We start from the raw sequence: 20979 nt of genomic DNA on the forward strand, positions 1-20979 counted from the left end.
TTTCGTGCGACTAGCAGCGCCCCTCCGGCGGTGCTATGGCGCACGCGCCTGAAGGAGGAACAACGTGACCGAGAAGAGCGGAGCAGACATCCTGATCGAGACCCTGACGGATCTCGGTGTGGAAGTCGTATTCGGCTATCCGGGCGGCGCGGTCCTTCCGATCTACGACGCGCTGTTCCAGCAGGATAAGATCAAGCACATCCTGGTCCGCCACGAACAGGCGGCGACGCATGCGGCCGAAGGCTATGCCCGCGCGACTGGCAAGCCGGGCGTGGTGCTCGTCACCAGCGGCCCGGGCGCGACCAATGCCGTGACCGGCATCACCGACGCGCTGATGGATTCGATCCCGATGGTCGTGATCACCGGCCAGGTGGCGACACAGCTGATCGGCACCGACGCCTTTCAGGAAGCCGACACGATCGGCATCACGCGCCACTGCACGAAACATAATTACCTGGTGAAGGCACCCGGCCGCATCGCACCGGTGACTCGCGAGGCGTTTCATATCGCCACCACCGGCCGACCCGGTCCGGTGCTGATCGACATTCCCAAGAATGTTCAGGTCGCCACTGCGCCTGCCGCCGATCCCGCGACGCCAGTGACGCGCGCCACCTATCGCCCGATGACGCAGCCCGATCCCGATGGGATCGAGGCCGTGATCGACATGCTCGCGGCGGCGGAACGGCCGATCTTCTACACCGGCGGCGGCATCATCAATTCGGGGCCGCAGGCTTCGCAGCAGCTGCGCGAGCTTGCCGCGCTCACCGGTGCGCCGGTCACTTCGACGCTGATGGGGCTCGGCGCCTTCCCTGCGTCGGATCCGCAATGGGTGGGCATGCTCGGCATGCACGGCACCTATGAAGCCAATATGGCGATGAACAAGGCGGACCTGATTGTCGCGATCGGATCGCGCTTCGACGATCGCGTCACCGGCCGGCTCGATGCCTTCGCGCCCAATGCGAAGAAGGTGCATATCGATATCGACCGGTCGAGCGTGAACAAGAATGTCCGCGTCGATCTGGCCATTATCGGCGACGCAGGCGCGGCGATGGGCGCGATGCTCGACCGCTGGAAGAGCCAGGGGCACGCCAAGGCCGACCTGTCCGAATGGTGGAACCGCATCGACGGCTGGCGCGCGGTGCGCAGCCTCGATTTCGACGATGCCAAGGACGGCGTGATCATGCCGCAGCGCGCGATCCGGGCGCTGTGGGAAGCGACCAGGGACCGTCAGCCGATCATCACCACCGAAGTCGGCCAGCACCAGATGTGGGCCGCGCAGCATTTCGGCTTCGACGATCCGAACAAATGGCTGACCAGCGGCGGCCTCGGTACGATGGGCTACGGCCTGCCCGCCGCGATCGGCGCGCAGCTCGGCCATCCCGACGCGCTGGTGATCGATATCGCCGGCGAGGCGAGCATCCAGATGAACATTCAGGAGCTGGGCACAGCGACGCAGTACCGCCTGCCGGTCAAGCTGTTCATCCTCAACAACGAATATATGGGCATGGTCCGCCAGTGGCAGGAACTGACCTATTCGAGCCGCTATTCGGAAAGCTATTCCGACGCGCTGCCCGACTTCGTGCGGCTCGCCGAAGCCTATGGCTGGAAGGGCATCCGCATCGAGGGGATGCAGGAATTGCAGCCCGGCATCGATGAGATGCTCGCCTATGACGGACCGGTATTGGTCGATTGCCGCGTGGCAAAGCTCGCCAACTGCTTCCCGATGATCCCGTCGGGCGCCGCGCATACCGAAATGCTGCTCGGCGGGGCGGAAGTTTCGGGCGAAATGGACGACGAAGCGAAGGCGCTGGTGTGATGGGTATCAGCGCCAACAATCTCCCCTCCCGCTTGCGGGAGGGGTCGGGGGTGGGCTCGCGCTCACCACAGCCGCAGCGGTTGAGGATAGCGGGTGCCCACCCCCTAACCCCCTCCCGCAAGCGGGAGGGGGAATGATGCACATCAAGGAAGAAGCTATCGAGCGGCATACGCTCGCGGTGATCGTCGACAACGAACCCGGCATTCTCGCGCGGATCGCGGGGATGTTCACGGCGCGCGGCTACAACATCTCCTCGCTCACCGTGTCGGAAATCACCGATGACGATCTGGTCAGCCGGATCACCATCGTCACCTCCGCATCGGCGCCGGTGATGGAACAGATCATCGCGCAGCTCGACCGGCTGGTGCCGGTGCACAAGGTGACCGATCTTTCCACTGCCGGCGAGCATGTCGAGCGCGAGCTGGCGCTGGTGAAAGTCGCGGGCGTCGGCGATCATCGGATCGAGGCGCTGCGCCTTGCCGAAGTCTATCGCGCCCGCGTGGTCGACGCGACGATTTCGAGCTTCGTGTTCGAAGTCACCGGCGGGACCGAGAAGATCGACAAGTTTCTCGAGCTGATGCGCGAAGTCGGCCTGGTCGAAGTCGCGCGCACCGGCGTGGTCGCCATCGCCCGGGGGAAAGAAGCGGCCTAGCGCCGAAGTATCAACGCAATCGTCACCCCGGAATTGATCCGGGGTCCACTCCTCCACTTGCGCGGATGGCGCTTGTTGCACGGTGGATGCTGAAACGAGTTCAGCATGACGGCATATCGGAAGGGAAGTGAACGAAATGCGTGTCTATTATGATCGTGACGCCGACATCAATCTGATCACCGACAAGAAGATCGCGATTGTCGGCTATGGCAGCCAGGGCCATGCCCATGCGCAGAATCTGCGCGACAGCGGCGTCAAGGAAATCGCCATCGCGCTGCGCGAAGGCTCGCCGAGCGCGGTGAAGGCCGAAGACGCCGGGTTCAAGGTGCTGACCAATTCGGAAGCCGCGCAATGGGCGGATATCGTGATGATCCTCGCCCCCGACGAACATCAGGCCGCGATCTGGAACAGCGACCTGAAGGGCAAGATGAAGCCGGGCAGCGCGCTTGCCTTCGCGCACGGCCTCAACGTGCATTTCGGCCTGATCGAGCCGCCCGCCGACATCGACGTCATCATGATCGCGCCCAAGGGCCCGGGTCACACGGTACGCAGCGAGTATAAGCGCGGCGGCGGCGTCCCCTGCCTGATCGCGATCGATCAGGACGCGACGGGCAATGCGCACGATGTCGCGCTGGCCTATGCCTCGGGCGTCGGCGGCGGCCGTTCGGGCATCATCGAAACCAATTTCCGCGAGGAATGCGAAACCGATCTGTTTGGCGAACAGGCGGTGCTGTGCGGCGGGATCACGCATCTGATCCAGGCGGGTTTCGAAACGCTGGTCGAAGCCGGCTATGCGCCCGAAATGGCCTATTTCGAATGCCTCCACGAAACCAAGCTGATCGTCGACCTGCTCTATGAAGGCGGGATCGCCAATATGCGCTATTCGATCAGCAACACCGCCGAATATGGCGACATCACCACCGGCCCGCGGATCATCACCGAGGAGACCAAGGCCGAGATGAAGCGCGTGCTCGCCGACATCCAGTCGGGCCGTTTCGTCAAGAATTTCGTGCTCGACAACCGCGCCGGCCAGCCCGAGCTCAAGGCGAGCCGCAAGGCCGCCGCCGCACATCCGATCGAACAGGTCGGCAGCGAGCTGCGCGCGATGATGCCGTGGATCGGCGCCAACAAGCTGGTCGACAAGGAAAAGAACTGATCGATGTTGGCGCCGCGGCACTTTTTCACCGCGGCGCCACTATCGACAGCAATCTTTTTTTGCCTCTGAAATCAGTAAACTAATTAAAATTCAGCCCGTTACATATTTGTAACTGCTATTGCGCGGGTTGGAACCCTCTCCCACTTGGCGGCGTACTGTAATCGCCGCTTCAAAAGGGAGTATTCCTGTCATGCGCACGCGCACCCTCTTCGCCGCCCTTGCCTTCGCTGCCGCGACCCCGCTCGCCGCCGCCCCCTTCGTCGCGTCGCAGGACGCCGGCCTGCCCGGCACCGCCGATGTCTCGCGCGTCGTTGCCGGCACCTATGATCTGGACAGCGGGCACAGCTATGCGCACTGGACCGTCAATCACATGGGCTTCACGCCGCTCGACGGCATGTTCGGCAACGCTACCGGCACGCTGACCATCGATCCCGAAAGCCCCGAGGACGCCAGCGTCGACGTGACTTTCGACATGACCGGCTTCACGACGCACACCGAAGCCTTCACCAACCACCTGAAGAGCGAAGACTTCTTCAACGTCGCGGAATTCCCGACCGCGCGCTTCGTTTCGACCGCGGTCGAAGTCGACGGCACCACCGCCGAAGTCACTGGCGACCTGACGATTCACGGGGTCACCAAGTCGGTTACACTCGACACCGAATTTTTCGGCGCCGGCGCGAACCCGATGAACAAAAAACTCAACATCGGCTTCACCGGCACGACCACGATCAAGCGCAGCGATTTCGGCCTCGGCTATGCCGTGCCCGTCGTCACCGATGAAGTCGAACTGAAGATCGTCGCAGCCTTCGTGAAGCAGTAACCGGTTAGAACCCGGCCCGCAGCGTGACCCCCCAGAAGCGCGGCGGGCCGGGGAAGCCGGCATAGGCGCCCGGCTGTTCGGGGACGGATAGGCCGGTGACGTGATAATATTGGTCGGTCAGGTTCTCGACGAAAAGCGCCGCCTGCCACGTCCCGTCCACTCCGCCTATTCCGATGCGCGCATTGACCAGCGCATAGCCCGGATTGCGCACCACGCCGCGCCCAGCCAAACGGTCATAACCATCGATCTCGACCGCGCTCTGATAGCGCGCATCGATATGGAACAGGCCGTGCAGGCCACCGCCCAGTTCCGGCTGCCAGTCGGCGGCGACGGTGGCGACATGGGCGGGCTGATTTAGCACGCGCTCCCCCGCCATCCCCGCCAGCGGCGTGCCGGCGAAATCATTGTCGCCGTCATAGCGCGAATCCATCCACGCATAGCCGAGCCGGAGCGACAGCGCGCGGGCGGGCCGCAGCATGGCTTCGGCCTCGATTCCCTTCGCGGTCTTGCCCGCGACGTTGAGCACCGAGAAATTGCGGCCGGTGAACACCACGTCCTGCGCGTCGGCAATGTCCATCACATAGCCGGCGAGATTGATCGTGACTCCCGGCGCCGGAGCGACCTTGGCGCCCACTTCCCACGCATCGACATGTTCGGAATCGAAGGCGAGGTCGCGGGCCTGCGCGCCATCGCCGCCCAGAACCACTGAATCGAACCCCGACTGATCGAGATTGTAGCCGCCCGATTTCGTTCCGCGCGAATAGGCGGCGTAGAGCAGCAGCCCGGGATCGGCCCGCCATGCCAGCCGCGCCGTGCCCGACAGGCGGCTTTCGCCGCGCCGGTCGGAATATGCGCCATTGAACTCGCTGTTCACCGCCGGATTGCAGGCGAGCAGGAACAACCCCTCGAACAGTCCCGGGTCGGCAGCACGGATCGCATCGCGATAGATCGCCGCGCGCGGATCGGCGCCGGTGAAGAAATCGCAGCCGGCAGTGTCATTCAATACCCGCGCATCGAGCCGCTTGGTCTCGCGGTTCCAGCGCATTCCGAGTGTCAGCGAGACGCTGTCGTTCAGGGCGATGATATTGTGCGTGAACAGCGCGAAGGCGCGGGTGTCGACGTGATAGCGATTTCCACTGTTGCCCTGCCCCTCCGCACTGCCGGCAAGCGGACTGTTGAGATAGGCGAACAACGCCGATCCGGGCGGCGCCGCCGCCTGAAGCGCCGGGCTTTGCAGCCAGAGGAGCTGGCCGAACAGCGGCACCGATCCCGAAGGCAGCGGTGCGATCCCCTGCAATGCGGCGCCCACTTGATCGAGGCTCGGCACCGGATAGCTGCCGTAGAATTGCGCGGGAACGCCGATACCGTCTGGCGGCGGTGCGGCGAGCTGTCCGCCCAGCGCGGCATCGACAAATGCGTCCGCGTCCGCGCCAAGACGGATCGTGTCGCGATGGCGCAGCCGCTGATCGAGGAAGAAGCCGCCGACCAGCCAGTCGAGCCGGCCGTCCCACGCCTTTCCGTTCAGCCGCACTTCCTGCGTGAAATCGCGAAGCCGCACGCGATAGTCCTCGCGATAGGCACGGTCGGCGCCCGAATAATCGACGTCCTGGTCCCGCAGGACGCGCCAGTCGCGCCATGCGGTGATCGTCGTGAGCGATGCGTCGCCCAGATCCCAGTCGACCTGGCTCGAAACGCCCCCGTCGCGCACACGCTCGCCATAGCCGCGCGCAGGAGAGGCCGGCTGAACGCGATCCGACGCTGGTCCGTCATACACGTCCACCAGCCCCTGCCCCGCCGCGATCGCGTCGATGGCATCCGCAAAGTCGCCGCGCGAGACGATCGCGACGCCGCAACATTGTTCGTCGCTTTCCGAATAATCCCCGATCAGGCGAAGGCGGAACGCGCCGCTTTCGACCAGCGCCTGGCCGCGCAGACTCCAGCGATCGACATCGTTGAAGGCGCGGTCGGCATTGGGATCGGTGACATAGCCGTCGCGGCGGCGGCGGCCCGCATCGATACGCAACGCCACGCTGTCGCTTACCGGTCCGGTAAGTCCGGTTTGCGCTGCGAACAGGTTGTAATTGCCGAAGCGCACTTCGCCATAGCCGCCCCAATCGAACTCCGGCGGGACAGTGAATACCGATATCGCTCCGGCGGTGGTGTTGCGCCCGAACAATGTCCCCTGCGGCCCGCGCAGCAGTTCAATATGCTCGAGCTGCGGCAAGTCGCCCAGCGCCGCGCCGGCGCGCGAACGCAGCACGCCATCGATATATACGCCCACCGCCGGTTCGAAGCCCGGATTATCGCTGGCGGTGGTTATCCCCCGGATCGACAGAAAGGTGCCCACCGCGTCGGATTGGCCGCTCGTTCCCTGAAAACTGGGCACGAGCCGTTCCAGACCGCGCACATCGACGATTCCGGCACGCTCCGTCTCCAGCGGCACCAGAACCGTCACTGCGGCGGGTAGATCTTCGAGCGGAGTCGCCCGCCCGGTGACGGATACCACAATGATATCCCCCCGGCTTTCGACATTTCGGTCCTGCGCCCATGCGGGCATAGTCGCGACCAGCGAAACGGCGGCTGCCCCCAGCCACGCGATTACGCGCATACATGCCCCCTTCGCCGCATCGATCTTCGCCGATTGCGGCATTTGCTTTTGTTCTTGGAGCAACTAACGCTGCCGCTTTCCCTGCGTCAACGAAAAGGGAATGGGGGAACCTCGCCTGCGATCGGGCCTTTCCCCGTAGAGGATCACGAGAAGAGGAAGAGCCTGGCCGCATGCACGACTACGAAGCCGACCCCGAGGATGGCGATATCGTCGCCGAAGACGGCAAGATCGCCGTTCCCGAGAATGTCGCCGAGGCAATCCGCACGCTGATCCGATGGGCGGGCGACGATCCCGAACGCGAGGGGCTTCTCGACACGCCCAAACGCGTCGCGCGCGCGTGGAAGGAATATTGCCGCGGCTATGACGACGATCCCGCGCATCACCTGAGCCGCATCTTCGAGGAAGTCGGCGGCTATGACGAGATCGTGCTGCTCAACGACATCCCGTTCCAGTCGCATTGCGAGCATCACATGGCGCCGATCATCGGCAAGGCGAGCATCGCCTATCTACCGCGCGACCATGTCGTCGGCATTTCGAAGATCGCGCGCGTGCTCCATGCCTTTGCGCACCGCCTGCAGGTGCAGGAACGCCTCACCGCCGAAGTCGCCGACTGTATCTGGGAGCATCTCAGGCCGCTCGGCGTCGCCGTGGTGGTCAAGGCGACGCATAGCTGCATGACCGCGCGCGGCGTGCGCACGCCGGGCGTCGGCATGGTGACCAGCCGGATGATGGGCGTGTTCCGCGACGACGAGCGCAGCCGCGCCGAAGTGCTCAAGCTGATGGGATACTGAACCGCGTGACGGGTCGCGTTCTCGTTACCGGCGCCTCGCGTCGGATCGGCGCGGCGATCGCGCGGCATCTGGGCGCGCGCGGCTGGGCGGTGGCGGTGCATCACCATGCCTCGCCCGACGATGCCGAGGCTGTGGCGGCGGCGATCCGCGAGGGCGGCGGCAACGCCTGTGTCGTGCAGGGCGAGTTGGAGGATGCGGCGACCCCCCCTGCCCTGATCGCGGCGACGCGCGAAGGTCTGGACGGGCCGGTGACCGCGCTGGTCAACAACGCCTCGCTCTTCGCCTGGGATACGCATGACCTGAAGGACTATGCGCTGCTCAACACGCATATGCGGATCAACCTCGGCGCTCCGGTGGCGCTCGCCTCGGCGCTCGCGGCGCAGGGAGATGTCGAAGAGGGCGCGGTCGTCAATCTGCTCGATCAGAAGGTCGGCAATCTCAATCCCGATTTCTTCACCTATAGCTGCTCGAAAGTGGCGCTCGCCGGCGCGACCGAGATGCTGGCGCAGGCGCTTGCCCCGCGCATCCGCGTCAACGCGGTGTCGCCGGGGCTCACCCTGCCCAGCCTCGACCAGAGCGAGGAAGAATTCGCGCAAACCTGCGGCGAGAACCTGCTCCGCCGCCGGGTCGCGCTGGAGGATATTGCCGGCACGGTCGCGCATCTGCTCGAAAGCTCCAGCATCACCGGGCAGAATATCTATGTCGATTGCGGCCAGCATCTCGTACGGTCGGACGGCGACGTGATGTTCAACACGCGCGAGCGCCCCGATGGCTGAGGCGCGCTACACGATCCTGCTCGAAGGCCTCGAAGTGACGATGGGCATGGGCATCCACGACCATGAACGCGCCGCGCCGCAGCGCGTGGCGGTGACGGTGGCGATGGACTGCGCCTATCCCGCCATGCCCAAGGACCGGATCGACGCGGTGGTCGATTATGATTTCCTGCGCGAGGGCATCCAGAAGCTGGCGGCCGAGCGGCATTTCGAGCTTCAGGAAGTGTTTTGCGAGCAAGTCGCCGAACTGGCGATGACGGACAGCCGCGTCGTCGGCGTGCGGGTCCGCTCGGTAAAGCTCGACGTCTATCCCGACGCGCGCGTGGGATGCGAAATCTCGCGGTCGCGCTGACCGCGAGATCCCGATCGCTCAGGCCTTTTCGGCGTCTTCCCCCGGCTCCGGGGCTTCGGGGGCCTCCGGCGTTTGCGGAGCGGCGGACGCGGTCATCGGGGCAGCCATTCCGCCGCCTTTCACCAGATTGTCGAGCGAGCTGCCGTCGAGGCCCAGCTCCTTCATCAGCCCGTCGATCACCGGTGCCTGCGCGCGATAGGCAAGCGCGGCACTGACCGCGTCGCTGGCGAGGTTGCCCGAACCGCCGCCGGTCGGCACGCGCATCGTCGTGCCTTCGGGGCCGGAACGCAGGCCGTCGACCTGCACGATCTTGATCGAATCGATCGCCTCGAGCGGCTTGGCGCTTTCGCGTACGAGATCGGGCAGCACCTTGAGCAGCGCGAGCTTGGTCTGCAGCGACACCTGATCCGAAGACAGGATGTTCGCCGCTTCATTGACCGCGCGCTGGCCCGCCGCCTCGACTTCGAAGCGGATGCGGGCGGCTTCGGCGCGCAGCTTTTCGGCTTCGGCCTCGCCCTGTGCTTCCAACCGCGCCGCTTCGGCGCGATTGGTCGCGGCATCGCGTTCGGCCTCGGCATCGACCTTGATGCGGATCGCATCGCGTTCGGCGGCCTTGGCGGCTTCGATCAGCTCGATCCGCTTCTCGCGCTCGGCGGCCTCGGTCTGGCGCGAGGTCGTCACCTGTTCCTCGGCAGCGACGGCCTTGGCGCGCGCCTCGTCGGCTTCGGCCTTGGCCTGGCTTTCGTCACGGCTCTTGTTCTGGATCGCGATCTGCTGTTCCTGGCGAGCGAGCTCGACGGCCTGTTCCTGCGCGATCCGCGCTTCCTTGATCACGCGGTCGGCATCGATCTGCTGGCTGTCGACCATCCTTTTGGCTTCGATCCGCGCGGCTTCGGCTTCCTGATTGCGGACAGCCTGTTCGCGGGCGATTTCGGCGGCCTGGCCGGCGCGACGCATCTCCACCTCGCGCTCCTGCTCGAGCCGGGCGAATTCATTGTCGCGCTGGATTTCGAAGCTGCGCTTGTCCGCTTCAAGATTCTTGGTCTCCATCTGGACGCGCGTATCCTGCTCGATGTCGTTGCGCGTCTTCTTGCGCAGCTCGATCTGCTCGGTGAGCTTGGTCAGGCCCTCGGCGTCGAACGCGTTGTTGGCATTGAAATGCTCGATCGAGGTCTGGTCGAGCCCGGTCAGCGAGACGCTTTCCAGTTCCAGCCCGTTCATCGCCAGGTCGGACGAGGAGACCTGCTGCACCTTCTGCACGAAGTCCGCGCGCTGTTCGTGCAGCTGGTTCATCGTCATCCCCGCCGCGACCGAACGCAGCGCGTCGACGAACTTGCCTTCGACCAGATCCTTGAGCGCCTCGGGCTGCATCGTGCGCATGCCGAGCGTCTGCGCCGCCATCGCGATGGCGCCGGCATCGGGACGGACGCGGACATAGAATTCCGCCTTCACGTCGATGCGCAGCCGATCGAGCGTGATCAGCGCGTCGCCATTCTTCCGCTCCACCGCCAGGCGGACCGTGTTCATGTTGACCGGCATCGTTTCGTGGAAGACCGGCAGCACCATCGCGCCGCCGTTCATCACGACCTTTTCGCCGCCGAAGCCGGTGCGGACGAAGCCGATTTCCTTGGTCGCGCGCTTGTACAGCCGCGTGATCGTGATCGCGAGGATCAGGATGAACGCAAGGATAGAACCGGCGATGATGCCGATCGTCGTCAGATTTTCCATCTCACTCCTTTTGAGCGGCGGCGGCCGTCAGAACGGCCGTGCCTCCACAGCAATGGCATGGAATATGTCGCCCTCGCGCCGCACCAGCAGCACTTCGACGCCGGATTCCAGCACCTCGCCGTCCTCATTCGGTTCGACCATCACATGATGGATATGTCCGAAACGATCGCCGACGGCGGCGCGCGCCGGCGAGCCGCGGGTCGCGCGGCCGATCTCGATAATTCCCCGTTTGGCGATCAGGCTGTCGATGCCGACCGCCGTCGTCTCGTCATGCGGCAGGATTCGCGCGAGCGGGCGCGACAATGCGCCGGTGAGCGGCAGCGCGACCAGCCCGGCAAGTCCCGCGGCGGGGAGCGCGGGCAGGGTATCGCCGGTAAAGCCCAGCATCGCCTGCTGCCCGCCCAGCCCGAGCAGCGCGAACACCGCGAGCAACAGCGACAGCCACACGAGCAGCGGCAACCGGCCGAACCCGATCACGCTCGCCAGACCGCCGACAATGTCCAGCTCCGCATCGGCGTCAACGTCGATATCGACGTCCGCATCGGCATCGCCGAGCAAATCGCCCAAGCCGATCAATTGCACGACAGCAAGCAACACCAGTACCGCAAGCGCAACCGCAAACGGCAGGTTCGCATTGGAAAGCAGGAAGTCCATTTCTTGTCTCTTTGAACAGAGAGTACGACCCCGATTACGCGCCCGCAATGAAAACCGGATGACGCATGTACGATTTTCGGAGTGCCGCTTTGGGGGTTAGTACGTCCCTTGAAGCGCTTGCCACCGAATGGACCACGAACGCTTTGTTAAGCCGTCGATTCATAGGAATTGGTCATGGAGGTGCTCGCAATGACCGAACCGAACGAGCTGTTGCAAATCGTCTATGTCAGCAGCCTGGCACCGGGAGCACGGATCGATGCGGCGGCGATGCTGGCAACGGCGCGCCGGAACAACGGCCGCGACGGTATCACGGGCATGTTGTTCGCCGACGGAAAGCGTTTTCTGCAGGCGATGGAAGGGCCGCCTGAAAAGGTCGAAACCACGCTCTCCCGAATCAGACGCGACCCGCGTCACCGCGCGATCGTAGTGCTTTCCAAGCGCAACATTGCGCAGCGCGAATTCGGCGCGTGGGACATGGCACATTACGACCGTGCGGACGAAGGCGACTTCGGGACGCGCGTGCGCGAACTGACCAGCGCCGCCTCTCCAGCGGTACGCGCCACGATCGAAGGCTTTGTCGCGCTGCGCACCGAACGCCCCGATTGAGGCGGCCGCGGCGCGCGCCTCAGCCCAGCGTCCGCGCCCGGTTCGCCGCGCTAAGCACGGCCCGAACCGATGCCGTCGCGATATCCGCGTCAATGCCGACGCCGAACACCGTCCGCCCGTCCTCCGTGCGGCATTCGAGATAGGCGGCCGCCTGCGCGTCCGATCCGGCACCGATGGCGTGTTCGCTGTAATCGACCACGTCGAGGTTCGGGCCGGTCGAATCCGCCAGCGCGGCGATCACGCCGGAGATGAGGCCGTTGCCCTTGCCGCTGATCGAGCGTTCCTCGCCGTCGATCGCGACACGACCGACGAACAGGCGCTGGCCCGCGCTGCCGCTTTCCTCATAATCGACCAGCGTGAAGCGATCGCCGTCGTTCGGCAGATAGACTCGGTCGAACAGCGCGCTGATATCGGCGGCGTTGAGTTCGCGGCTGGTTTCGTCGGCGAGGCGCTGAACGTCCTTGGAGAATTCCGCCTGCATCCGCTTGGGCAGCTTCAATCCGCGATCCTGTTCGAGCACCCAGGCGACGCCGCCCTTGCCCGACTGTGAATTGACGCGGATGACGGCTTCGTAGCTGCGCCCCAGATCGGCCGGATCGATCGGCAGATAGGGCACGTCCCAGATTTCGTCGTTGCGCGCGTCCTGCGCGGCGAAGCCCTTCTTGATAGCGTCCTGATGGCTGCCGGAGAAGGCCGTGAACACCAGTTCGCCGGCATAGGGATGGCGCTGATGCACCGGGAGCTGGTTGCAATATTCGACCGTGCGGATGACTTCGTCGATGTCCGAAAAATCCAGGCCGGGGTCGACGCCCTGCGTGTACATGTTGAGCGCGACGGTCACGAGATCGCAATTGCCCGTGCGCTCGCCGTTTCCGAACAGGCAGCCTTCGAGCCGGTCGGCGCCCGCCATCAGCCCCAGCTCGGCGGCCGCGACGCCGGTGCCGCGATCGTTGTGCGGATGCAGGCTGATGACGACGCTGTCACGGTTGCGGATATGCTTGCAGAACCACTCGATCTGGTCGGCATAGATGTTGGGCGTCGCTGCCTCGACCGTCGCGGGCAGGTTGAGGATCAGCGGATTTTCCGGCGTCGGGCGCAGGATATCCATCACCGCCTCGCAGACCTCGACCGAGAAATCGAGTTCGGCAGTCGAGAAAGTTTCGGGGCTGTATTCGAAGTGCCAGTCCGTATCGGGCTGCTTCGCCGCTTCGTCGCGCAGCACCTTGGCGCCGGTGATCGCGATGTCGCGCACTTCCTCGCGGCTCATGTTGAACACGATGCGCCGCCATGCCGGGCTGACCGCGTTATAGAGGTGAACGATCGCCGATTTCGCGCCCTTCAGGCTTTCGAAGCTGCGCTCGATCAGGTCGCGACGCGATTGCGTCAGCACCTGCACCATCACATCGTCCGGGATATGCCCGCCCTGGACGAGACCGGAGATGAAATCGAATTCGGTCTGCCCGGCCGAAGGGAAGCCGACTTCGATTTCCTTGAGGCCGACATTTACCAGCAGGTCGAAGAAGCGCGTCTTCTTCTCGCCGTTCATCGGGTCGATCAGCGCCTGGTTGCCGTCTCGCAGATCGGTCGACAGCCAGCGCGGCGGCGTCGTGATCGTGCGGCCCGGCCATTGGCGGTCGGTCAACGGGACTTGCGGAAAGGGTCGGTACTTGGTGCTCGGATCGCGTAACATCTCGTCAGGTCTCTCTTCTGCGCCCCCTGTCATGCCCGGGAGTGCTGGGACGTTCAGGTTGGAGAAGCCCTTAGAGGCGCGCGTGGCAAGACGGTCCGCACCTCTAAGGGCGGATAAGTCGAAGTCCGAGCAGCTGTGCCATACGCGTCATGGTGCGCGGATATGGCGAATGACAGGGCATATGTCCAGACATCGGTTGTTAAGGGCGCTTAACCTAATCTTCTCGTCTATAATGTAGAGGGTTACGCGCCCCTGGAGAGGATCATGCTACAGCTCGTCTATGTCAGCAGCGTCAATCCGGCCGCCGGTTCGGTGGCACCGGAGCCGATTCTGCAGGTGTCGCGGCGTCTGAACGCGCGCGACGATATTACCGGACTGCTCTATTCGGACGGTCGCCGCTTCCTGCAGGCGCTCGAAGGCCCCGAGGAAGCCGTGGAAGCGGCATTTGCGCGCATCGAGGCCGATCCGCGCCACCGCGCCATCGTACTGCTCTCGCGCCGCATCGTCGATCGGCGCGAATTCGGCGACTGGATGATGGCACATCGCACCACCGCGGAGGATCTGGATGAATTCCTGCACCGCATCCGCACGCTGGTTGCCCGCGCATCGCCCGAAATCCGTGCCACGTTCGAAGGCTTTGCGGAGTTGCGGCGGGCCGCCTGAACGCTATTCCAGATCGCTGTCATAGTCGGCGAGCGCACGCTGAACCGTGTCGTTACCGGCATATTTCTCCTTGAGCGCCGCCAGCTTCGCATCGGTGCCGGTGCAGTTTTCCGAAATCCCGTCAGCGATTTCCTGTTGCCGTGCCGCGTCGGTCCCTTCCTCGCCCATCCAGTGTTCACACGCATCGCGCTTCTGCTTGAAGGCAGTAACGTCGGCGGGCAGGCCGCTGGCCGGATCGACCATCGTCAGCGCCTGGGTGGGACTGGATGAAGGGGACGGCGTGGGACTCGGGCTCGGGCTCGGGCTCGGGCTGGGAGTTGCTTCGGGCGTCGCCAGGATTTCCGCCATTGGCGGCGGATCGGAATAATTGGTGCCGGTGGTGCCGCCACCGCCGCCGCAACCGCCGAGCAACAAGCTCCCAGACACTATTACCGCCGCCAATCCCCTTGCGCGCATTCCGCTCCTCCTCGTCCGGTTCCCGGCCATGCTAGCATGCGAATCGGGCGCGGCCTACCGAAAGGCCAGTTCCGACAAGGGTGCGCTGCACAATGATAAAAGACGATCCGGCGCGTGCATCTTGTAAAAAAGGGCATTACACCCCCTCCCGTGCGAAGGGCGACAACACTTCCCGAAACGCCCGAGACACGAACCAGATAGATAGCCCCGAAATCAAGACAGGGGCATGGAAGGAGAAGGATATGGCTACCAAGACCAGCGGCGCGCGCGGCGGCATTGCCAAGCCGGTGACGCCCTCGCCGCAGCTCGCGGAAATCACGGGAAGCGCGCCGCTGCCGCGCAGCGAAGTCGTGAAGAAGATGTGGGATTACATCAAGGCGAACAACCTGCAGAATCCCGAAAACAAGCGTGAGATCATCGCCGACGCCAAGCTGAAGCCGATCTTCGGCCGCGACAAGGTGACCATGTTCGAAATGAACAAATATCTCAGCAATCACATGAGCTGATGTGCCCGCGCGGGGCCGGGTCGACCCGGCCCCCGCAAGCGCGGCGCCAGGCACCGGCGCCCCGGCCTACGGCAGTGAATGCCTCAAGCAGCGAAGCGGTAGGCCCGCCAAACGTCCCAAGCAGTGAAGCGGCAGGCGACAATATGGTGTCCCGGAGAGGATTCGAACCTCCGACCTCCAGATTAGGAATCTGCTGCTCTATCCTACTGAGCTACCGGGACACGGGAAGCGTGGGTAGATTTGCGCGCGCGGTCGGTCAACGCAGGAATGCGCATCCGCTAACATCCCCAAACCGCTGGTGCTGAGCTTGTCGAAGCACCGTTCTGCCTTCTCACTGCGCGGCAAGGAAAGAACGGCACTTCGACAAGCTCGGTGCAAACGGCTGTGATGGGAGAAGGCGTGCCCCTAATTCCGCGCTTCGGGCGGCACCACCGGAAAGGGCAAGGGCGCGACCGCCAGCCCGTCCTCGATCATCTCGCGCGCTTCCTCGGCAGTCGCCTGGCCGTGGATGGGCGCATGATCTTCCTCGCCGTCATGCATCGCGCGGGCGCGGCTGGCGAAGCTCCTGCCGACCCATTGCGAATTTTCCAGTGCCCTAGCCTGCATCTGCGCAAGCGTCTGCAGCGCGGCCTTCACGACCTTGGGTGACGGCGCTTCGTCGAGTGCCGGTGGCACGGCAGGTGTTTCGGCGGGCCGCGGGGACGCGACTTCCTGTTGGGGCGCTGCCGCATCGCTCTTGCGATTGCCCTTGGTCGCGACATTGGGCGCCATCAGCGCCTTGCCGACATCGCCGTCGCCGCACATCGGACAGGCGAGCAACCCGCCCGCGCGCTGTTCCTCATAGGCTGCGCTCGACCCGAACCATGCCTCGAACACATGGCCCTGCCCGCAGCGCAGATCGAAGACGATCACAGCGTTTCCACTTCGGGAATCGCGCGGCGATGCTGGAGCACCGGCACCCGCGTGCGCGCATCGGTGACGCGGCTCTGGTCGATTTCGGCGAACCCGACGCCCGCGCCTTCGCCCATGTCGAGCAGCAATTCGCCCCAGGGATCGACGACGAGCGAATGGCCATAGGTCGCGCGACCGTCCGCATGCTCGCCGGTCTGCGCGGCGGCGATGACGAACGCCGCCGCCTCGATCGCTCGGGCGCGCAGCAGCACATGCCAGTGCGCCGCGCCGGTCGGCCGGGTAAAGGCGGCAGGGAGCGCGAACAGCGTCGCCCCGGCATTGCTCAGCGCGCGGAACAGGTCCGGGAAGCGCAGGTCGTAGCAGATGGCGAGGCCGAGCTTGCCGAGCGGCGTTTCCACCACCACCGGTTGCTCGCCGCCGGTATAGACGGCGGATTCGCGCCAGCTTTCGCCAGTCGGCAAGTCGACGTCGAACAAGTGCATCTTGTCGTACCGCGCGCGGATTTCACCCGAATCGTCGATCACGAAGCCGCGATTGGCGAGCTTGCCATCCTCGCGCAGCAGCGCCAGCGAGCCGATATGCGCCCAGATGCCGTGTTTCGCCGCAGCCTCACGCATGTCGGAAAGGACGCGGTCATCGGCTTCCTTCGCCAGATGCGCGGCGGCGCGCTTGCGATCGCGATCGAGCAGGCCGGACATTTCGGGAGTGAACAGCATCGCCGCCCCCTCGGCGCTCGCATGCGCCATCGCATCGGTCATCACCGCGCCATTGGCGGCGGGATCGATGCCGCTCGTCATCTGCAGGATCGCGGCGCGGGTCATGCCCCCAGCATCGCGTCCAGCTTGCCGTCGCGTTCGAGCGCGACCAGTTCGTCCGATCCCCCGACATGATTGCCGTCTATGAAGATCTGCGGGACCGTAGTGCCGCCATTGGCGCGGTCGAGCATTTCCTGCCTTTTGGGGCCGCCCATCGTGATGTCGAATTCCTCGAACTCCGCGCCCTTCTGGGCAAGCAGGTTCTTCGCGCGCGAGCAATAGGGGCAGAACGCCTTGGTATAGATTTCGATCTTAGCCATAATATCCCTGAACTGTGGTGCGCCGGGGCGCTTGTCAATCGGCGGTTTCCCCGGGAAGAACGCGCGCCCAGCACAAAAGGGTCACTTTCGTCGCCCCACCGCGCTTGAGCAGCACCGCACAGGCAGTGGCCGTCGCACCGCTGGTGAAGACATCGTCGACCAGCACGATGCGCTTGCCCGCAATGGCATTTTTTGTGCCATCGGCAAGCGCGAAGGCGCCCGCCACTGCCTTGCGCCGTTCCTTCGGGTTCATCCCGCGCAGTACCGGCGTTGCTTTCGTGCGCAGCAATATGTCGCGCGCGATCGGCACGGCGCTCGCCCGCCCCAGCGCCTGCGCGAGCAGCAGCGCCTGATTATAGCCGCGTCGCCACAACCGCCAGCGATGCAACGGCACCGGGATCAGCAGATCGGCGTCGCCGGGCATCAGCCGCGCCATCGCCCGCGCCATCGTGTCGGCAGCAGCCATTCGGCCGCCATATTTGAGCTTGAGCGCGACGCTCCGCGCGATGTCGCCATAGGCCACCGCCGCGCGCACGCCATCATGCGCGGGCGGACGCACCATGCATTCGCCGCATTGCGCGCCGGGGCCGAGATCATATTCGAACGGCAGATTGCATGTCGCGCACCAGGGCTCCCCCAGAAACCGCAATTGCGCCCAGCACGCCGCGCAGAAGCGATGATCCTCCTGCGTCACCGCCGAACAGCCCGGGCAGCGCGGCGGCAGCGCGAGATCGGCGATCCGGGCGACAGCGCGGACGGGTGGCGCGAGCGAGAGCATGCGCCCCTTGTCGCGCCGCCCGCGAGCCTGCACAAGCGCGCGCGATGAGTGCCCCCGAAATCTTCGACCGCGCGCTGCGCCGCCGCCGCCGCGATCGCGCCGCTTCCGGCTTTGCCGAATTCGACTTCCTGCGCGCCCATATGCTCGACGGAATCGCCGACCGGCTGGGCGACGTGAAGCGCGATTTTCGCGATGTCCTTGATCTGGGCAGCTTTGCGGGCGGGTTTGCGTTGCCCGGGGCGAACATCACGCGGCTCGATGCCGGAGCGCGGTTCGCGTCGACGGCGGGCGGCATTCAGGGCGAAGAGGACCGTCCGCACTTCCCGGAAGCCGGCTTCGACCTGATCGTGTCGGCAGGCGTGCTCGATCAGGTGAACGATGTGCCCGGCGCGTTGGCGCTGGCGCGGCGCGCGCTGCGGCCCGATGGATTGTTTCTGGCCGCATTCCTGGGCGGCGAAACGCTGTCGACATTGCGCCGCGCGTTTCTGGAGGCCGAGGGCGAGCGGCCGGTGGCGCGTTTTCATCCGCGAATCGACGTTCGCGCGGCGGGCGACCTGCTCGCGCGCGCAGGTTTCGCGATGCCGGTCGCGGACGTCGAGACCCTGACCGTGCGCTACGCCGGAATCGCCAATCTGCTGCGCGACCTGCGCGGCATGGCGGCGACCAATCTGCTACCCGGCACGCCGCCGCTGCGGCGTGCCACCGTGGCGCGGGCGGCGCAGGCGTTCGCGGAGCGCGCCGACCCGGACGGACGCACCGCGGAGCGATTCGACATCATCTATCTGATCGGCTGGGCACCCGATCCGAGCCAACCCAAACCCGCCCGGCGCGGCAGTGCCACGGCCTCGCTCGCCGATGCGCTCAAGCCCAGGGACTGACCGCGGCACGGATCAGAGAAGCGCCTCCAGGATGGCGATGAACGGCAGGTCCGCCGGCGGCATTTCGAGCCGGCGCAGGTCGCCCGGCACCACCCATCGCAGCGCGCTGGCATGCCGCGCCTCCGGCACGCCCGCCCACTCGCGCAGCGTGTAGAGCAGCAGCAGCAAGTGCCGCTCACCCAAAGCCTCGCTGGCGAAGGTCGCCGGAACGAGTTTCGACGGATCAACCCCGATCCCCAGCTCTTCGGCCAGCTCGCGCGCCAGCGCGACATCGGGCGTCTCGCCGGGTTCGACCTTGCCGCCGGGAAATTCCCACAATGTTTCCATAGGCTTACCGGGCGGGCGTTGCTGCACGAGCACGCGCCCCTCCCGGTCGACCAGCGCGGCTGCAGAAACAAAAAGCATGGCGGAAGGTAGCGATACTGGGGGCACGGTCAGCATTTCGTTAAGGAAGAATCCCTACCCCTTGTAACGATGCGAGTGAAAGGGACCAGCGATGCGTAAGCTCGCCGCATTATTTCGGCGGCTGACCCGCGATCGCCGAGGCGCATCGGCGGTCGAGTACGGATTCATCCTGGCGCTCATCGTGCTCGCCCTCATCACCAGCCTGACCGCGCTTGCCGACGTAACGACCGGAATGTGGAACAATGTTTCCGACGAGGTCGTGCAGGCGACAAGCTGAGCAGGCTTAAACCTTTCTCAACCTCCTGAACCTAGGGTCCAATGCGCCGGTCCGGTTTTCCCGGGGCGGCCGGGTGACTGAAGTTCAGAGATTTACTGGAGACCGGACATGCAGAAGATTCGTCATTTCCTGAAGAACAACAAGGGCGCGACCGCCATCGAATATGGCCTGATCGCTGCTCTGATCGCCGTTGCCGCCATCGCCGCGATGCAGGGCCTCGGCAACAACCTCAAGTCGACGTTCAACAACGTCGCTTCGAACATGAAGAGCGAAAGCGAATAATCCTCGCTCTTTAAAGATTTACGCGAACATACTGGCGGCGGGGCTTTGGCTCCGCCGCTTTTTTGTGCGCTGAAAACGGCGGCAGGCGCGCGCCGCCGCCGGGCGGTTACAGCCGCCCCATCGCCAGGAACTTGGCGCGCCGCGCCTGGCGCAGCGCCTCGGGCGAACCGCCGTCGAGCTGCTTGAGCGCCGATTCGATCGCATCGCCCAGCGCGGTGATCGCGCCCTTGGGATCGCGGTGCGCACCACCCAGCGGTTCGGGCACGATCGTGTCGATCACGCCCAGCTCGTGGATGTGCTGCGCGGTCACTTTCATCGCCTCGGCGGCGTCGGCGGCCTTGTCCGCGGTGCGCCACAGGATCGAGGCGCAGCCTTCGGGCGAAATCACCGAATAGACGGCGTGCTCCATCATCAGCACGGCGTTGCCCGTCGCCAGCGCGATCGCGCCGCCCGAACCGCCTTCGCCCAATATCGCCGAAACCATCGGCACGCCGAGCTTGAGGCATTGTTCGGTCGACCGGGCAATCGCTTCGGCCTGGCCGCGCTCCTCGGCCTGCACACCGGGAAAGGCGCCCGATGTATCGACCAGCGTGATCACGGGCAGCCCGAACTTGTCGGCAAGCTGCATCAGGCGAATCGCCTTGCGATAGCCCTCCGGTTTGCCCATGCCGAAATTATGCTTGAGCCGGCTGGCGGTATCGTCGCCCTTTTCATGGCCGATCACCATCACCCGGCGCCCGCGAAACCGCCCCAGACCGCCGATGATCGCATTGTCGTCGGCAAAGGCGCGATCGCCGCCCAGCGGCATGAAATCCTCGATCAGCGCAGCGACATAATGTTTGAAATGCGGGCGTTCGGGATGGCGCGCGACCTGGGTCTTCTGCCACGGCGTCAGCCTGGCATAGGTGTCGACCAGCAGCTTGTCGGACTTTGCCTGCAACCTGGCGACTTCCGATTCGATGTCGACGGCGCCATCGGCCGCGGTCTGGCGCAGCTCGTCGATGCGGCCCTGCAATTCGGCGATCGGTTTTTCGAAATCGAGAAAGGTAGCCATCCGGCCGTGATATTCCTGCTGTGGACCCGGCGCCGCCCCATGCCCGA

At 65.0% G+C, this 20979-nt stretch carries 24 protein-coding genes and 1 tRNA gene; 13 read left to right on the forward strand and 12 right to left on the reverse strand.

The annotated features are described in order from the left end of the window. Nucleotides 1–64: 64 nt before the first annotated feature. From ilvB to G5C33_RS15240, 4 genes are all read left to right on the forward strand, one after another. Entirely contained in the window at nucleotides 65–1816 is a 1752-nt protein-coding gene (ilvB, locus tag G5C33_RS15225) for a biosynthetic-type acetolactate synthase large subunit (protein ID WP_165327928.1), read from the forward strand. A gap of 136 nt (nucleotides 1817–1952) precedes the next feature. Continuing rightward, nucleotides 1953–2468 (forward strand): acetolactate synthase small subunit, encoded by a 516-nt coding sequence (gene ilvN, locus G5C33_RS15230; protein ID WP_165328879.1) that lies wholly within the window; start codon nucleotides 1953–1955, stop codon nucleotides 2466–2468. A gap of 136 nt (nucleotides 2469–2604) precedes the next feature. Beyond that, complete coding sequence (gene ilvC / locus G5C33_RS15235; protein ID WP_165328880.1) at nucleotides 2605–3624, forward strand: ketol-acid reductoisomerase; 1020 nt, start codon at nucleotides 2605–2607, stop codon at nucleotides 3622–3624. A 190-nt stretch (nucleotides 3625–3814) separates the two neighbouring features. Continuing rightward, nucleotides 3815–4444, forward strand: coding sequence for a YceI family protein (locus G5C33_RS15240; RefSeq protein ID WP_165327929.1), 630 nt, complete (start codon nucleotides 3815–3817; stop codon nucleotides 4442–4444). Nucleotides 4445–4448: 4 nt separating this feature from the next. Here G5C33_RS15240 and G5C33_RS15245 read toward each other — a convergent pair whose 3' ends face one another. After that, on the reverse strand, nucleotides 4449–6950 hold the full coding sequence (locus G5C33_RS15245) for a TonB-dependent receptor (protein ID WP_206518571.1): 2502 nt from the start codon (nucleotides 6948–6950) through the stop codon (nucleotides 4449–4451). A gap of 272 nt (nucleotides 6951–7222) precedes the next feature. Here G5C33_RS15245 and folE point away from each other — a divergent pair, with 272 nt between their 5' ends. Genes folE through G5C33_RS15260 form a run of 3 tightly spaced genes read left to right on the forward strand, consistent with a single transcriptional unit; the run spans nucleotide 7223 to nucleotide 8968 of the window. Next, the gene (folE, locus tag G5C33_RS15250) at nucleotides 7223–7843 is read left to right on the forward strand and encodes a GTP cyclohydrolase I FolE (protein WP_165327931.1); all 621 of its coding nucleotides are present in this window, start codon (nucleotides 7223–7225) and stop codon (nucleotides 7841–7843) included. A 5-nt stretch (nucleotides 7844–7848) separates the two neighbouring features. Continuing rightward, nucleotides 7849–8619, forward strand: coding sequence for an SDR family oxidoreductase (locus tag G5C33_RS15255; RefSeq protein WP_165327932.1), 771 nt, complete (start codon nucleotides 7849–7851; stop codon nucleotides 8617–8619). After that, the gene (locus tag G5C33_RS15260; protein WP_165327933.1) at nucleotides 8612–8968 is read left to right on the forward strand and encodes a dihydroneopterin aldolase; all 357 of its coding nucleotides are present in this window, start codon (nucleotides 8612–8614) and stop codon (nucleotides 8966–8968) included. Before G5C33_RS15255 ends, G5C33_RS15260 begins: the two co-directional genes overlap by 8 nt. A gap of 18 nt (nucleotides 8969–8986) precedes the next feature. Here G5C33_RS15260 and G5C33_RS15265 read toward each other — a convergent pair whose 3' ends face one another. Both G5C33_RS15265 and G5C33_RS15270 read right to left on the reverse strand, forming a co-directional pair. Further along, nucleotides 8987–10696, reverse strand: coding sequence for a flotillin family protein (locus G5C33_RS15265; protein WP_165327934.1), 1710 nt, complete (start codon nucleotides 10694–10696; stop codon nucleotides 8987–8989). 27 nt (nucleotides 10697–10723) lie between these two features. Further along, nucleotides 10724–11350 carry an OB-fold-containig protein gene (locus tag G5C33_RS15270; RefSeq protein ID WP_165327935.1) on the reverse strand — a complete coding sequence of 209 codons (627 nt, stop codon included), beginning with the start codon at nucleotides 11348–11350 and terminating at the stop codon, nucleotides 10724–10726. 189 nt (nucleotides 11351–11539) lie between these two features. On the opposite strand from G5C33_RS15270, the gene G5C33_RS15275 reads away from it, so the two are divergent. Continuing rightward, nucleotides 11540–11956, forward strand: a complete 417-nt coding sequence (locus tag G5C33_RS15275; RefSeq protein ID WP_228275090.1) for a BLUF domain-containing protein — start codon at nucleotides 11540–11542, stop codon at nucleotides 11954–11956. Nucleotides 11957–11975: 19 nt separating this feature from the next. Here the strand turns inward: G5C33_RS15275 and leuA are convergent, their stop codons facing one another. Beyond that, entirely contained in the window at nucleotides 11976–13646 is a 1671-nt protein-coding gene (gene leuA / locus G5C33_RS15280; RefSeq protein ID WP_165327936.1) for a 2-isopropylmalate synthase, read from the reverse strand. 264 nt (nucleotides 13647–13910) lie between these two features. On the opposite strand from leuA, the gene G5C33_RS15285 reads away from it, so the two are divergent. Then, entirely contained in the window at nucleotides 13911–14309 is a 399-nt protein-coding gene (locus G5C33_RS15285; protein WP_165327937.1) for a BLUF domain-containing protein, read from the forward strand. Between the two features lie 3 nt (nucleotides 14310–14312). On the opposite strand, the gene G5C33_RS15290 is transcribed toward G5C33_RS15285, so the two are convergent. Next, complete coding sequence (locus G5C33_RS15290) at nucleotides 14313–14735, reverse strand: hypothetical protein (protein ID WP_165327938.1); 423 nt, start codon at nucleotides 14733–14735, stop codon at nucleotides 14313–14315. Between the two features lie 272 nt (nucleotides 14736–15007). Here G5C33_RS15290 and G5C33_RS15295 point away from each other — a divergent pair, with 272 nt between their 5' ends. Then, nucleotides 15008–15271 carry an SWIB/MDM2 domain-containing protein gene (locus G5C33_RS15295; RefSeq protein ID WP_165327939.1) on the forward strand — a complete coding sequence of 88 codons (264 nt, stop codon included), beginning with the start codon at nucleotides 15008–15010 and terminating at the stop codon, nucleotides 15269–15271. Nucleotides 15272–15415: 144 nt separating this feature from the next. Here G5C33_RS15295 and G5C33_RS15300 read toward each other — a convergent pair. From G5C33_RS15300 to G5C33_RS15320, 5 genes are all read right to left on the reverse strand, one after another. Further along, a tRNA-Arg gene (locus G5C33_RS15300) sits at nucleotides 15416–15492 on the reverse strand. A gap of 184 nt (nucleotides 15493–15676) precedes the next feature. Then, a complete protein-coding gene (locus tag G5C33_RS15305; protein WP_165327940.1) occupies nucleotides 15677–16183 on the reverse strand; it encodes a DUF1178 family protein in 507 nt (168 codons plus the stop codon). Then, on the reverse strand, nucleotides 16180–17004 hold the full coding sequence (locus G5C33_RS15310; RefSeq protein ID WP_165327941.1) for a carbon-nitrogen hydrolase family protein: 825 nt from the start codon (nucleotides 17002–17004) through the stop codon (nucleotides 16180–16182). Before G5C33_RS15310 ends, G5C33_RS15305 begins: the two co-directional genes overlap by 4 nt. Next, nucleotides 17001–17258, reverse strand: a complete 258-nt coding sequence (gene grxC, locus G5C33_RS15315; RefSeq protein ID WP_165327942.1) for a glutaredoxin 3 — start codon at nucleotides 17256–17258, stop codon at nucleotides 17001–17003. The genes G5C33_RS15310 and grxC overlap by 4 nt, the downstream gene beginning before the upstream one ends. A gap of 34 nt (nucleotides 17259–17292) precedes the next feature. Beyond that, the gene (locus tag G5C33_RS15320) at nucleotides 17293–18036 is read right to left on the reverse strand and encodes a ComF family protein (RefSeq protein ID WP_165328882.1); all 744 of its coding nucleotides are present in this window, start codon (nucleotides 18034–18036) and stop codon (nucleotides 17293–17295) included. 44 nt (nucleotides 18037–18080) lie between these two features. Between G5C33_RS15320 and G5C33_RS15325 the strand changes: the two genes are divergently transcribed. Continuing rightward, on the forward strand, nucleotides 18081–18914 hold the full coding sequence (locus G5C33_RS15325; RefSeq protein ID WP_165327943.1) for a methyltransferase domain-containing protein: 834 nt from the start codon (nucleotides 18081–18083) through the stop codon (nucleotides 18912–18914). A 12-nt stretch (nucleotides 18915–18926) separates the two neighbouring features. On the opposite strand, the gene G5C33_RS15330 is transcribed toward G5C33_RS15325, so the two are convergent. After that, nucleotides 18927–19319, reverse strand: a complete 393-nt coding sequence (locus G5C33_RS15330; protein ID WP_228275091.1) for a (deoxy)nucleoside triphosphate pyrophosphohydrolase — start codon at nucleotides 19317–19319, stop codon at nucleotides 18927–18929. A 91-nt stretch (nucleotides 19320–19410) separates the two neighbouring features. Here G5C33_RS15330 and G5C33_RS15335 point away from each other — a divergent pair, with 91 nt between their 5' ends. Both G5C33_RS15335 and G5C33_RS15340 read left to right on the forward strand, forming a co-directional pair. Next, nucleotides 19411–19596 (forward strand): Flp family type IVb pilin, encoded by a 186-nt coding sequence (locus G5C33_RS15335; RefSeq protein WP_165327945.1) that lies wholly within the window; start codon nucleotides 19411–19413, stop codon nucleotides 19594–19596. Between the two features lie 108 nt (nucleotides 19597–19704). Continuing rightward, nucleotides 19705–19878 (forward strand): Flp family type IVb pilin, encoded by a 174-nt coding sequence (locus G5C33_RS15340; protein ID WP_165327946.1) that lies wholly within the window; start codon nucleotides 19705–19707, stop codon nucleotides 19876–19878. Between the two features lie 106 nt (nucleotides 19879–19984). On the opposite strand, the gene G5C33_RS15345 is transcribed toward G5C33_RS15340, so the two are convergent. After that, a complete protein-coding gene (locus G5C33_RS15345; protein WP_165327947.1) occupies nucleotides 19985–20932 on the reverse strand; it encodes an acetyl-CoA carboxylase carboxyltransferase subunit alpha in 948 nt (315 codons plus the stop codon). Nucleotides 20933–20979 lie beyond the last annotated feature (47 nt).

Origin of the sequence: Sphingosinithalassobacter tenebrarum, assembly GCF_011057975.1 — a bacterium.
Classification (GTDB): domain Bacteria; phylum Pseudomonadota; class Alphaproteobacteria; order Sphingomonadales; family Sphingomonadaceae; genus Sphingomonas; species Sphingomonas tenebrarum.